Here is a 12180-nt window from a genome sequence, read left to right as displayed (position 1 = left end):
GTCATGAAGAAGACCCTGCTGGCCACGCTTGCCGCATTGATGACCCTTCAGGCCGGGCCAGTTCTGGCTGAAAACTATGAGGTGAGCCTGACCCGCAAGGGCAGCAACGTTTACAAGATCGACGGCAAAGACATCATCATCCAGACGCGCTACTGCTACGTGTATGCCTACTCTGAAGAGGCCATTTTCAAGGCGTCCGGCTACGGCGGAGAGCTAATCTTCTTCGACAGCAAGGACAAGTGCGATGTGAAGGCGGTTTTTGGTCTGTCGAAGCAGAAGGCTGGTAAGTACGTGGTGACGGTCAGTCGTGAAGATGATGATTGGTACGAGGTCCTCGGAACAGATTCGTACATCAAGACATCGACCTGTCTCTCCCTTGCGCTCGGCGAAGAAGCCTACCTGACAATTTCGGCTTCTGGGTTCGGACAACTTCGCTTCGAAGACGGAGACGACTGTATGGTCGAAGGCGTCTATACGAAGCTGCGGCTTTGAAGAGGAGATGAAGAGCCGTGGCTGCTGACGACAAACAAAATGGAAACGCCAAAGGCTTCTCAGGCCTTTCGACACTTGTTTCGGATGTCGACGAAGGCAGCCCAGCCGGCGAGTCCACGCCACAAGTAACTCCGCCGCCCAACCCCGCTCCGGTTCCCGAAGCGCCACCCAGACAGGCCGAGGAAGCGCCGTCTGCCTCAATTGTTCCACCGCCATCCAAATCAAAGAGCGACGGCTCATCAGACGCGGCCACCGGTAAATGGATGGTCGGTATCGGCTTGGGCATCGGGCTTCTGCTCATTGTCTTCGTCAACTCGACCAAGAACGAGCCCACCCGCTCGGCGACGGCACCAGTTGCTCAAGCCCCCGTCACCGCGGCCCCCTCCTATCCACCGCCAACTGTCGCGCCAGTCACGCAGAATCGGCAGGCTGCCCTGGAGACAGTTATCCAGCAACGCGCGGCTGCGGAGTCGGTGAACGTGCTTGGTCAGCAGGTCCTGTTCTCCAATCCAAGTGGCTATTGCACGCCGGGTGAGTCGGCGCGCGAAGTCGAGCTCATGGACTTGGCTAAGCGTTCCCTCGCAGAAGGTTCGCGCCTCGTGCACGCAGCAGTCCGTTGCTCCGAACTGGAGGACTACCGAGCGGGCCGCAGGGACATGCTGGATCACTGGCTGCAAATCCAACTTATCGGCCCGAAGGGGAATTTCCAGCGAATCGAGATGCCGCGAGAGGCGTTCCTTTCCGGCCTTTCCAAGTCGACTCCCCGGGTGAATTCCGCCGAGCTCAATCGACGGCTGAAAGCGTCGTTCGAGAATAGCGACGTCGCCCTAACAGACATGAAGTTTGAACCTATTGGGCGGGACGGGAACGCGGTCTATTTTTCCATGCGGATGAACATGAGCGTTGGGGAAAGCAGCCGACCAATTTCGGGAATCAGCGCAATAACGCTCCTGAACTCCCTGCCGCTCTCGATCAACGTTTATGAGGGAACCGGTTCACCACAGAGCCGTGGCCAACTGCAAGCTGTCCAGCAGGAGTTGCTGAACAGCCTCCTCACCGAGAACTGATGATGAACAATTCCAGAACAATATTCTTCGCCCTGTGCTTCTGCTTGTTGGCTGCGGTCGCCATGCCGGTGGCCGCGCAGTCAGCCGGTTACACCAAGCTCAACGTCAAAGGGCGGGTCCAGCTTGAAGTGCCGAGCGACTGGACGATCAGTGATGCCGAACAGCGCAGGCGTGTCAAGGAATTCAGCGAAAAGATGACTGGCGTGGCTATTGATCATGTGGCCTCGCTATCGGTGCAGTCCTATCCAGCACCCTCCCGGGTGTTTGTCCGGGTGTCGTTCATTCCAATGGAACCGCCACTTACTCAAGCAGACGTTAGGCAGGAGGTTCAGGCCAATAAGCAGCAGGTGTTGAGAGATTTGGCGGAAGTCTGGCGCGAAGAGTCTCCAACGATGTGGGCGGGGATGGCGAAGTATGGAATGAAGGAGGTCGGACGCCCCAGCTTTGCCGTTGAACCCATTGGAGGCCAGACCGCCCTGATCATTCGCTACGGACGCACATCATCCGTCAACTCGGCAGAGACGATGAGAGTAGCCCAGTACCACGTGCCGCTGGGCGCCGAAAAGGCATTGATCACTCTTTCGTACATTGAAGGTGATCAGCAGGCAATCGCTGCCCACAATCGATTGAAGAACAGCATCGTAATTCGATAAGAAGAACAGGAACAGCCAATGGCCTACGAAGACCCCAACGCTCCGTCGCCTGCCACCAGCGGCTACGCCCAACAATCAACCTCGCCCGTCGATCAAAGCAAGACCTTTCTTGGAGGGCAGCATCACCCGTGGCGGCGACTGTTTGCGCGCACGGTCGACATTTGCACCGCGGGCTTCGTGCTGTTCCTTCTTTTGATATTTGCTTTCGGCGCGACGATGCCCGAACAGGCAGCGGGCTTCGCAAAGGCAATCGAAAATCCCATTATCGCCAGTGTCGTGCTGTATCTGATCTGGCTGCCCGCCGAGGCTCTGCTTCTCTCGCTGTTCGGGACGACTCCGGCGAAGTGGCTGTTTGGCATCAGGGTCGCACATCCGGGCGGCGACCTGCTGAACTTTTCAGAGGCGCTGAACCGCTCATTTCTTGTCTTTATTCAGGGTGTCGGTCTGGGCATTCCGTTCGTCGCATTGTTCACGCAACTGTTTGCGTATCGGCGGCTCACGAAGACCGGCACGACCCTGTGGGATACATCCGCCAACGCAGTGGTGCTCCATAAAAAGTGGGGAGTGTTTCGCGCGCTTGTGTGTACCGCCGCCGTCTTCGCCGTGCTGATCCTGATCAGCGCATTGAACGCGGCAGGAAAGTGATAACCAACAGGGGAGGAACCCATGGCTTACGAAGACCCGAACGCGCCGTCGCAGCCGCAGACGCCCGCACCCGCAACGACACCAGTCGCTGCACCCGAAAAGAAGTCCGGCTCGTGGGACTGGCTGTGGCCGTCCATCGTGGCGGTGATCATCGTCAAGCTGTTCGGTCTCGTCGGTGGACTGGTCACCTTTGGCTGCTACTACTGGCTCAAGCCGAAGCTGGGAACATGGGGAGCTGTCGCTGTTTCAGGCGTCATTGGCGTCGTTGTCGCCATTGGCCTCCTGGCGATGATTCGATGACCCCTGTCTTCCGTCCATGTGAGAAAGAGCGTTGCCCTGCCTCCCACCGAGCTGCCAGCCCCGGCAGCACTTTCCAGCCTCTATAGATCCATCGTCGCAGTTCCGGCCCAGCAGCGAGCCAGTCACGCTGGCTGATTGATATGTGCCCCTCCCTTGGGAAATGGGGCGCCGCGCGTTTCGGATTTTCGGCATCCCGCGCAGCACGTTTCTGCAAAGGTGAAGGCATCCCGTCACAGTGGGGTGCCACATGCTGCCGTCTCTGCCTCGTTTCCTCTGCATCTTCGCCGTGCTCAGCGGCCTACTGCCCGGTTGCACGACGACACCGGCCACCCCTGATCAGTTAGAAGCGCCACCCGACGAGATAGCTTCGGTGGTGGACCAGGGGCTGGTTCCGGTGGCCCGCTACGGCCGCTACACCCTGGTCGAGCTGGTACCGGAACCTGCGCAGCGTGATCTCTTGCAGCAGGCGGTGGAAGTCTCGATTCCGCCCATGCTCGATGCCAGCGTGGGCGATGCCATGCGCCACGTCTTGCTGCGCTCCGGCTATCGGCTCTGCGATGCGGCTGAGGCCGCCACCCTCTACGCGCTGCCGCTGCCTGCCGCACACCTGCGCCTGGGCCCGCTGATGCTGCGCGATGCATTGCTGACCCTTGCCGGCCCCGCCTGGGAGCTGTCGGTCGATGACTTGACCCGCCAGGTCTGCTTCAGCCGGCACGGTACTCCCACCTTCCTTTCCGCCAACCCGCCCGGCACCGCCACGCCCGTGCCGGACGCCGACCGGCCCGAGGAGATGCGGCCATGACCTTTCCCCAAGCGCCATCCGAGCGCCATTCCCGCACGCGCTGGCTTAAGGTCGCCGCGGTCTTCTGGCTGCTGCTCATCAGTGCCGTGGCACTCATCAACAGCGTCGGCCTGTCGCGGCTCGCCGAACAGACCCAGAGCAGCGCACAGGATGCGCAGATCAATGCGTTGGGCCTGCGCGTGGCCGATCTCGAAAGGCAGGCCGATGCGGACAAGCGCCGGCCGGCGCCGATCAGCGAGGCCGAATTCGCCAACGCGCGGCAGGCGCTGAACGAACGGATGACGCGCCTCGAAGAGGCGGAGGAGGCGAGGGCCTCGGCCATCGACCTGCAGACGCTGCAGGCGCGCGTGAACGGAATCGAAACCCGCCTGGAGAAGACCCGGCAGGTGGCATCCGCCGCTCGCCCGCGCACTCCGGTTGCGACGAAGCCCAAGGTGCCGGAGCCGCCGTTCCGGGTGCTCGGCGTGGAGCTGCGGGGAGGCGAGCGCTTTCTGTCGATCACCTCCACCGCCGCGGCCTCGCTCGCGGGCACCCGGCTGCTGCGCGAGGGCGATGCCGAGGGCGGCTGGCAACTGCAGTCCATCGAGGCGCAGGCGGGCGTGTTCCGGGTGAACGGCCAGACGCAGCGCGTTGCGGTACCGTAGGAGGTCGCCATGAACCTGTGGCCGTTGCTCGCTGCCATCGTCCTGTTCGCCGCTTTCGGCGCATCCGCCCAGCCAGCCCCGGTGACGAACTCGCGCATGGTGCCCGCCCAGGTGCAGCCGGGCGCCGATGCCGCGCTCGACGAGAGGCAGGCGCGGGAGTGGGGGCTTCAGCCCGAGGAGTGGGCACGTTACCGGCAACTGATGCAGGGGCCGCTCGGGGTCTATTCGCCCCAGCTCGATCCGCTCACGGCGCTCGGCATCGAGGCCCGCAGCGAGGAGGAGCGCAGGCGCTACGCGGAGTTGCAGGTGCAGGCCGAGGCCCGGCGCGTCGGCAAGACGCTGGCCTACCAGCGGGCCTACGACGCGGCGTGGCAGCGCCTGTTTCCCGGCCAGCCGCGCGTGAGCCTTCCCGGTGCCAAGGCGCAGGGTGCCGGCAACACCGGCTCCGGGCGCCTGGCCGTCTTCGTCAAGGCCGACTGCGCACCGTGCGCGCAGCGCGTGCAGCAGTTGCAGGCGGCCGGCACGGCCTTCGACCTCTACATGGTCGGCAGCCGTCAGGACGACGCGCGCATCCGGCAGTGGGCCATCCAGGCGGGCATCGACCCGGCCAGGGTGCGCGCCCGCACCATCACGCTCAACCACGATGCGGGGCGCTGGCTGTCGCTCGGCCTGCCCGGCGATCTGCCGGCCGTGGTGCGCGAGGTGAACGGCCAATGGCAGCGGCAATAGGTACTCCGGGCCGGGAGCGTCGGCCATCCCGCGTCACCATCCGCTGCGCCAGCGCCGCGCTGCTGCTCGCCACCGGCGGCTGGACGTTGGCCGCCCTCGCGCGGGAAGTGCCGCCGCCGGCCTATCAACTGGCGGCGCATCGTGCAGACGTGCCGGCGGCGGTGCTGTACGCGGTGGCCTTGCAGGAGAGCGGCGCCATGCTGCGCGGGCGCCTGATCCCCTGGCCGTGGACGCTCAACGTCGCCGGCTCGCCACAGCGCTATGCCACCCGCGCGGAGGCCTGCGCGGGGCTACGCCGGGCACTCGCCAGCACGCCGGCCAATCGCATCGACGCCGGCCTCGGCCAAGTCAATCTCGGCTACCACACGCATCGCTACACGCAGCCTTGCGAGCTGCTGGACCCGTACCGCAACCTCGCCATCGCTGCGGAAATCCTGCGCGAACAGCACACGCCGGGCGAGGACTGGCTGCTTGCCATCGGCCGCTACCACCGGCCCGCCGGCGGGGCACCCGCGGCGCGCTACCGGCGCAGTGTGCATCGGCACCTGACCCGCGTGCTCGACCCCGACGTTCCCGTTCCAACCCTCCAGGCCACCACGCCATGAACCACATCGTTCTCATCGCCGCCATCGGGCTGCTGCCCACGACCACCGTCTTCGCCCAGACCGTCTCCGCGCCGCTGATCGTCGTCGAAGACCGCGGCGGCGACTCCGCGCTGCCGTACTACCAGTCGCTGAATCCTCAGCCGGATCAGGCCACGCCGCCGGCCCCGATGCCGGCCCCTCGCGCGGGCAACACCGCCGACGCCGAAGCCGCCATGCTGCCGGTGCGCTCGACGCAACTGTCGCCGGGCGAGGTGCAGCGCCGCGTCATCCGGGCGCCGGGCCTGACGGCGCTGTTCCTGATCGGCGACGACGAGCGTTCGCGCGCCTGGCTGCGGCAGCGGCAGGCGGCGCTGCGAGAGCTGCAGGCCGTGGGCCTGGTGGTCAACGTGGAGTCGATGGCCGCGCTGACGGCGCTGCGTAGGCTGGCTCCCGGCCTCACCCTCTCGCCGGTCTCCGGCGACGACCTGGCCCAGCGCCTGGGCCTGCGCCACTACCCAGTGCTCATCACGGCCACCGGTGTCGAGCAGTAGGTGCGCAAATGGCCCAACCGCATGCGGTCGAGGTGCTGCTGCGGCCAGCGGTGGAGCTTCATACCGTGGCGGTCTGCACCGGCGCCGCGATTCTGTGCCTGGTGGCACCGTGGTCGCTCGCGCTGAACCCGCTGCTCGGCCTGGGCTCGGCGCTGGCCTTCCTGACCTTCGGCGCGATTCGCCTGCGCGATGCCTGGGCGATCCTGCGCTATCGCCGCAACATCCGCCGCCTGCCGCGCTACGTGATGACCAGCCGCGACGTGCCGGTGAGTCAGCAACGGCTGTTCGTCGGCCGGGGCTTTCGCTGGGAGCAGCGGCACACGCACCGGCTGATGCAGACCTACCGGCCGGAGTTCCGCCGCTACGTCGAGCCGACGGCGATCTACCGGGCCGCCCGGCGGCTGGAGGAGCGGCTTGAGTTCGCGCCGTTTGCCGTCTCGACGCTGGCGCGCGCGCTGGCCTGGGACAGCCCGCTCAACCCGGCCCGGCCGCTGCCGCCGGTCGGCGGACTGCCGCGCCTGCATGGCATCGAGCCGCACGAGGTCGACGTCACCCTGCCGCTGGGCGAGCGCGTCGGCCACACCCTGGTGCTGGGCACCACGCGCGTGGGCAAGACGCGGCTGGCCGAGCTGTTCATCACGCAAGACATCCGCCGCAAGGTCCGCGGCGAGCACGAGGTGGTGATCGTCTTCGACCCCAAGGGCGATGCGGACCTGTTGAAGCGCATGTACGTCGAGGCCAAGCGCGCCGGGCGCGAAGGCGAGTTCTACGTGTTTCATCTGGGCTGGCCGGACATCTCGGCGCGCTACAACGCCGTCGGCCGGTTCGGGCGTATCTCCGAGGTGGCCACGCGCATCGCCGGACAGCTCTCGGGCGAAGGCAACAGCGCCGCGTTCCGCGAGTTCGCCTGGCGCTTTGTCAACATCATCGCGCGCGCCCTGGTCGAGCTGGGGCAGCGGCCGGACTACTTGCTGATCCAGCGCCACGTCATCAACATCGACGCGCTGTTCATCGAGTACGCCCAGCACTACTTCGCCAAGAATGAGCCGAAGGCCTGGGAAGTCATCGTCCAGCTCGAAGCCAAGCTGAACGACAAGAACATCCCGCGCAACATGATCGGGCGCGAGAAGCGCGTGGTGGCCCTCGAACAGTACCTGTCCCAGGTGCGCGTCTATGACCCGGTGCTCGACGGCCTGCGCAGCGCCGTGCGCTACGACCGGACGTACTTCGACAAGATCGTCGCCTCGCTGCTGCCGCTGCTGGAGAAGCTCACCACCGGCAAGATTGCGCAACTGCTCGCACCGAACTATTCCGACCTGTCCGACCCGCGGCCGATCTTCGACTGGATGCAGGTCATCCGCAAACGCGCGGTGGTCTACGTGGGGCTGGATGCGCTGTCCGACGCCGAAGTCGCGGCGGCGGTGGGCAACTCGATGTTCAGCGATCTGGTCTCGGTCGCCGGCCACATCTACAAGTTCGGCATCGACGACGGGCTGCCCGGCGCCGCGGCGGGCGCCAAGATCCCGATCAATGTCCACGCCGACGAATTCAATGAACTCATGGGCGACGAGTTCATTCCGATGGTCAACAAGGGTGGCGGTGCCGGCGTGCAGGTGACGGCCTACACGCAGACCTTGAGCGACATCGAGGCGCGCATCGGCAACCGTGCCAAGGCCGGCCAGGTGGTCGGCAACTTCAACAACCTGTTCATGCTGCGCGTGCGCGAGACCGCCACCGCCGAGCTGCTGACGCGACAACTGCCCAAGGTCGAGGTGTACGCCACGGCACTGATGAGCGGCGCCACCGACAGCTCCGACCCGCACGGCAATACTGCATTCACGTCTAACACCCAGGACCGCATCAGCAGCAACAGCGTGCCGCTGATCGAGCCGGCGCATGTGGTGGCGCTGCCCAAGGGGCAGTGCTTCGCGCTGACCGAGGGCGGCAACCTCTGGAAAGTCCGCATGCCGCTGCCGGCACCCGACCCCGACGAAGCCATGCCGAAGGATCTGCAGGAGCTGGCCGGCTACATGCGGCAGCACTACGTCGAGGCCGGAGACTGGTGGGAGAACCAAGGCCTCCCCGGCCTGCAGGACAAGGCGCTGCCCGACGACCTGCTGGACGACTTCAAGCAGATGGCTGCCGCTGAAGAGGCCGAAGCATGAGCGATCCGGCCGTCGCGGCCCAGCGCCAGCTGCAACGACAGCAGGGGTTGATCGCCAGCCTGGTCACGCTGCCGTTCCGCTTCTTCGGCGTGCTGTGCGGCGCGCTGCTGCTGTGCATCCTGATCGAATGCGTCGGCATGCATTTCTTCTGGCCCGAGCAGGGCTGGCGCCACGCGCAGGGCATGCTGCACTACGAGCTGGATCAGCTCTCCACGCATTTCACGCGCAGCGCGCTGGTGCAGGAGCCAGGGCGCACCGCGCACCGGCTGGTCGAGCAGGGCTACGACTGGCTGTTCGTGAAGAGCGGCCTGCTGGACTGGATACGCGACGCCTCGGCGCAGGCCAGCGCCGGCAGCCATCGCCCGACCCAGGATTTCCGCTACTACCTGGGCCTGGTCTACGTGCATCTGGAGAGCTACCTGATCGCGGCGGCCTACACGACGCTCGTCTTTCTCGTGCGGCTGCTGGTGCTGTGCCTGACCCTGCCGCTGTTCCTGATGGCCGCCTTCGTCGGGCTGGTCGACGGCCTGGTGCGCCGAGACATCCGCCGCTTCGGCGCGGGACGCGAATCGGGGTTCATCTATCACCGCGCCAGGGCCAGCCTGATCCCGCTGGCCGTGCTTCCGTGGGTGACATACCTGGCACTGCCGGTCAGCGTGAACCCGTTGCTGGTCCTGCTGCCCAGCGCCGCATTGCTCGGCGTGGCGGTGTGCATTGCGGCGGCGACGTTCAAGAAGTACCTGTAGATCACTCCGGCTGCCAGGCGCAATCTGCCCAGTGCGCTTCGTAGCGTTTCACAAAGTCTTTCATCTCCCGGATGTTGACGGCAGGTTCGCGGCAGGCCCGGGCGCAGGTAGAAACGACATCCCGGTAGAGTTCCGGAGCGACAGTCCTGATGCCGTCATAATTCATAAGCAAATCCGGAAGACGCTCCGTGATACTTGCTCCGCGAGGTGCCATCACAATGCTCGGGGGCTCTCCATACGTATTGATCAACACGTATCGCCAGCTTGGGTCTGCGGCTCCCTGGCGAGGGACAATCTCACAGGGACGCGCGTCTCCGCCTTTGGAAATGGCTTCGTAGACCTCCTTGATGGCCTGGGGTTTGTGGGCCACCAGGACATAAGGCCCGGCCCCTACATAACTACCCATGCGTTCGTCGTATTCGATGCCGAGCAAGTCTTCCAGGTCAAAGCGTGCATGTCGGCCCAGGGGAGCCTTTCCCGAGGTGAACCATTGAAGTTCCCGCAGGGTGATCCCTGCACACTTGGCAACGTCTGCAGGCGAATTGGGCCAGCACGCCACGAGGTTCTTGACGATCTCGGCTGCGTTGTCATAGTCACTGTCGGCCCAGAAATCGTCATCCTCAACGATGTCCTCCGGTGCCTTCTCACCTGTCACCAGCCAAGTCCTGCCATCGAACCCGTCGAGGTTGAAATAACGGGGCTGATCGGGCGGCAGAGAGGTCTCCCAGGACGACATCCATGGACCGGGTTCCCAGTCGAGCCCACCTGTCATTGTTGGCACCGGTACTTGCGCCGGTAAGGCCAGCCACTGCTGGATTCTGTCCTCGACCTCGCGGCTGTTCACGCCTCTGTGACCATCCCTGATACGAAAATCGTGGTCATTTTGAGCGTCCCGGCAAAGGGCCTGGATGGACCCGGTAAGAGACCGGTCTTTTCCGTCGTGCTTCCTCAGCAGCCACCGGCTGGAGTCCTGGGCTGAGCGCAGGGAAGCTGGAAGGGATTTCTCCTTGGCATCGGCGACCTCGACCTGGACTCCGATTTCCGCCATATCCCGTGCCAGTTCAGGGCTGGCTGTCGCGAGGTGGCGGTTGATCCTCAGAATGTCCGGTCGGCCACGCAAGCCCTTGGCGTTACGCCACGCATCCAAAAGAACATCCCGGAAGGCCCTGGGCTGATCGGCTGGGGTAAAGGTCATCCACCGAATGGGCAACCCGGCAACGGTCAATCCATAGAGTATGAGGGGGCTGAGCCCGTACCGCTCTGCGTCCTTGACCTTGATCGGGTCCCGCACAGACACAATGTCGTGCTTCGGATGGTGAAAAAGAAACTTGGCAATCGCAACGTAGAAATGATGCTCTCTTGGTGATGGCTGCGTCTGCTGATTCATGCCCCGCCCCTCCTGGGGAAATGCGAGCTTTCCCCGAGAACTATCGTAGGCTCCCCGCTCTGCCAACAGCCGGGCCAACAGCAGGGCGCGAAATAGTTCGGATCGATGATCTGGATTTCCTGAGCCAACCGTTATCCTCCCCGTTCAGTCAACACCCCAGAAGTTCATTTTTGATCGCCAAGCGGTTCGTAGTACGCCTCGCTGAGCACACCAAGCGTGACGATGGCGGGGGCAGCATCGTCTTCTGAGTCACGGGCAAGCGCGCCGTCGAGCACGCGCACCCGGGTGCCCTTCTTGAACTCGCCGGGCTGTTGGACCCTCAGCAATGCTGGCATCTTCGCCGGGAGATCACGCGCACGTACGACTACAGCGTCCCAACTCGTCGGGCCGTGACGCCCGGTGATCTTCAATTCGATATCGCAGTAGCGTCCGTCATCCGAGACCACCTGCGTGGCGCTGGCCCAATATGCGTCGCAGAGTTGGCGCACACCGCAGTAGCGACACGACTCGGTGTTCGGGCGTGCCGAGGGCGGGCGTGCGGCCAACGCGGCCTCCGCTGCCTGTCGGCGCGCGAGGAGTTCACGACCGATTTCATCAATCTCCGATGTGATCGGCGGCGCGACGTCGACATCCTGGTTCTCGTACGCGAGCACGAGCCGATCCACTACGCGCCCCGACGGGTTCAGTTCGTCGTCGAGCCGCCACATCACGGCGTACGCCCGGACCTGAAACTTGTGCGCCTCGTCAGTCGCGCCGGTCTTGAAGTCGGTGATCTGGCACGCGTCGTCGCCGAGAACAAGGAGATCGATCTTCCCCTTCCACCCGATGCTCTTCGCGTGGACCTCCACCTCGGGGTAGATCCCGTTCACGAGCGGGAGCCGTGGCGGTGGTCCGCCCGACTTCGGCGCTGACGCGGCAGGTGCTGGCGGAGCACTATTCGGCAACCGAAGTCGGCTCAGCATCGACTGTACGCGCACTCGAAGCGTCGGCACTTGGCCGCGCAGGGCCCGCTGTGCATGCTCCATCAACGCGCCTGCGCGCGGGTTGTCGATATAGCGTTTGAGGATGCGCTCGACGCACTCCTCCACGACGCGCGTGTATCCGCCGAGTTCCCGCAGCACCTGCGGGGCGCTCGGGTCGCTCAGCGAAGGCACGCCCGCTCGCATAAGCTGCTTCATGATGATCTCGAGCGCCAAGTGGACGACGCTGCCCGCCAGCGCAGCGACTTGGAGCTTAGGCGGGTAGCCTCGCCCGCCCCAAAGCTCCGGATACTCGGCAGAGCTGAGCGCCCAGCGCCGTGGGCACTCTTCGATCTCCGCGTATGTCGACACGCTCATCTCGGCCGGTGGAGCGGGCCACGTTGCCGGTGTGACGACGCGCCAGTTCGTCTTCTCGTTCGTGCTCACCGGGACTCC

14 protein-coding genes are annotated in these 12180 nt (G+C 64.6%); 12 read left to right on the top strand and 2 right to left on the bottom strand.

Translation table 11 applies throughout. The annotated features are described in order from the left end of the window. Positions 1–3 precede the first annotated feature (3 nt). The 12 genes from ACW11F_RS07935 (at position 4) to ACW11F_RS07880 (ending at position 9378) form a co-directional block, all read left to right on the top strand. Positions 4–492, top strand: a complete 489-nt coding sequence (locus tag ACW11F_RS07935; RefSeq protein WP_019751259.1) for a hypothetical protein — start codon at positions 4–6, stop codon at positions 490–492. Positions 493–509: 17 nt separating this feature from the next. Continuing rightward, positions 510–1559 (top strand): hypothetical protein, encoded by a 1050-nt coding sequence (locus ACW11F_RS07930; RefSeq protein ID WP_456996343.1) that lies wholly within the window; start codon positions 510–512, stop codon positions 1557–1559. A 2-nt stretch (positions 1560–1561) separates the two neighbouring features. Next, positions 1562–2212: a hypothetical protein gene (locus ACW11F_RS07925; protein ID WP_456996342.1), complete on the top strand. Its 651-nt coding sequence runs from the start codon at positions 1562–1564 to the stop codon at positions 2210–2212. An 18-nt stretch (positions 2213–2230) separates the two neighbouring features. Continuing rightward, positions 2231–2857 carry an RDD family protein gene (locus tag ACW11F_RS07920; RefSeq protein ID WP_077566036.1) on the top strand — a complete coding sequence of 209 codons (627 nt, stop codon included), beginning with the start codon at positions 2231–2233 and terminating at the stop codon, positions 2855–2857. A 21-nt stretch (positions 2858–2878) separates the two neighbouring features. Further along, positions 2879–3157, top strand: a complete 279-nt coding sequence (locus ACW11F_RS07915) for a hypothetical protein (RefSeq protein ID WP_033980423.1) — start codon at positions 2879–2881, stop codon at positions 3155–3157. A 247-nt stretch (positions 3158–3404) separates the two neighbouring features. Further along, a complete protein-coding gene (gene pilL2, locus ACW11F_RS07910) occupies positions 3405–3959 on the top strand; it encodes a PFGI-1 class ICE element type IV pilus protein PilL2 (RefSeq protein WP_456996341.1) in 555 nt (184 codons plus the stop codon). Further along, complete coding sequence (locus ACW11F_RS07905; RefSeq protein ID WP_456996340.1) at positions 3956–4603, top strand: hypothetical protein; 648 nt, start codon at positions 3956–3958, stop codon at positions 4601–4603. Before pilL2 ends, ACW11F_RS07905 begins: the two co-directional genes overlap by 4 nt. A gap of 9 nt (positions 4604–4612) precedes the next feature. Next, a complete protein-coding gene (locus ACW11F_RS07900; protein WP_456996339.1) occupies positions 4613–5332 on the top strand; it encodes a TIGR03759 family integrating conjugative element protein in 720 nt (239 codons plus the stop codon). After that, positions 5317–5937: a lysozyme family protein gene (locus ACW11F_RS07895; protein WP_029578143.1), complete on the top strand. Its 621-nt coding sequence runs from the start codon at positions 5317–5319 to the stop codon at positions 5935–5937. The genes ACW11F_RS07900 and ACW11F_RS07895 overlap by 16 nt, the downstream gene beginning before the upstream one ends. Further along, a complete protein-coding gene (locus ACW11F_RS07890) occupies positions 5934–6467 on the top strand; it encodes an integrating conjugative element protein (RefSeq protein WP_029578142.1) in 534 nt (177 codons plus the stop codon). Before ACW11F_RS07895 ends, ACW11F_RS07890 begins: the two co-directional genes overlap by 4 nt. An 8-nt stretch (positions 6468–6475) precedes the next feature. Continuing rightward, positions 6476–8632 carry a type IV conjugative transfer system coupling protein TraD gene (gene traD / locus ACW11F_RS07885; RefSeq protein WP_456996338.1) on the top strand — a complete coding sequence of 719 codons (2157 nt, stop codon included), beginning with the start codon at positions 6476–6478 and terminating at the stop codon, positions 8630–8632. After that, positions 8629–9378, top strand: a complete 750-nt coding sequence (locus ACW11F_RS07880; protein ID WP_291219915.1) for a TIGR03747 family integrating conjugative element membrane protein — start codon at positions 8629–8631, stop codon at positions 9376–9378. Before traD ends, ACW11F_RS07880 begins: the two co-directional genes overlap by 4 nt. A gap of 1 nt (position 9379) precedes the next feature. Here ACW11F_RS07880 and ACW11F_RS07875 read toward each other — a convergent pair whose 3' ends face one another. Both ACW11F_RS07875 and ACW11F_RS07870 read right to left on the bottom strand, forming a co-directional pair. Continuing rightward, on the bottom strand, positions 9380–10765 hold the full coding sequence (locus ACW11F_RS07875) for a hypothetical protein (RefSeq protein WP_291219914.1): 1386 nt from the start codon (positions 10763–10765) through the stop codon (positions 9380–9382). A gap of 164 nt (positions 10766–10929) precedes the next feature. Beyond that, positions 10930–12171 carry a PD-(D/E)XK nuclease family protein gene (locus tag ACW11F_RS07870; protein ID WP_456996337.1) on the bottom strand — a complete coding sequence of 414 codons (1242 nt, stop codon included), beginning with the start codon at positions 12169–12171 and terminating at the stop codon, positions 10930–10932. Between the last annotated feature and the right edge of the window lie 9 nt (positions 12172–12180).

The sequence above is a fragment of the Luteimonas sp. e5 genome (genome assembly GCF_054031035.1).
The sequence above is the reverse complement of the archived record's forward strand: the minus strand, read 5'-3'. Positions and strand labels throughout refer to the sequence as shown.

Excerpts from the sequence above, each read along its gene's own strand:
- ACW11F_RS07935 (WP_019751259.1), top strand. The coding sequence starts at position 4 with ATGAAGAAGACCCTGCTGGCCACGCTTGCCGCATTGATGACCCTTCAG.
- ACW11F_RS07875 (WP_291219914.1), bottom strand. The coding sequence starts at position 10,765 with ATGAATCAGCAGACGCAGCCATCACCAAGAGAGCATCATTTCTACGTT.
- ACW11F_RS07880 (WP_291219915.1), top strand. The coding sequence starts at position 8,629 with ATGAGCGATCCGGCCGTCGCGGCCCAGCGCCAGCTGCAACGACAGCAG.
- pilL2 (WP_456996341.1), top strand. The coding sequence starts at position 3,405 with ATGCTGCCGTCTCTGCCTCGTTTCCTCTGCATCTTCGCCGTGCTCAGC.
- traD (WP_456996338.1), top strand. The coding sequence starts at position 6,476 with ATGGCCCAACCGCATGCGGTCGAGGTGCTGCTGCGGCCAGCGGTGGAG.
- ACW11F_RS07920 (WP_077566036.1), top strand. The coding sequence starts at position 2,231 with ATGGCCTACGAAGACCCCAACGCTCCGTCGCCTGCCACCAGCGGCTAC.
- ACW11F_RS07905 (WP_456996340.1), top strand. The coding sequence starts at position 3,956 with ATGACCTTTCCCCAAGCGCCATCCGAGCGCCATTCCCGCACGCGCTGG.
- ACW11F_RS07890 (WP_029578142.1), top strand. The coding sequence starts at position 5,934 with ATGAACCACATCGTTCTCATCGCCGCCATCGGGCTGCTGCCCACGACC.
- ACW11F_RS07900 (WP_456996339.1), top strand. The coding sequence starts at position 4,613 with ATGAACCTGTGGCCGTTGCTCGCTGCCATCGTCCTGTTCGCCGCTTTC.
- ACW11F_RS07915 (WP_033980423.1), top strand. The coding sequence starts at position 2,879 with ATGGCTTACGAAGACCCGAACGCGCCGTCGCAGCCGCAGACGCCCGCA.
- ACW11F_RS07895 (WP_029578143.1), top strand. The coding sequence starts at position 5,317 with ATGGCAGCGGCAATAGGTACTCCGGGCCGGGAGCGTCGGCCATCCCGC.
- ACW11F_RS07925 (WP_456996342.1), top strand. The coding sequence starts at position 1,562 with ATGAACAATTCCAGAACAATATTCTTCGCCCTGTGCTTCTGCTTGTTG.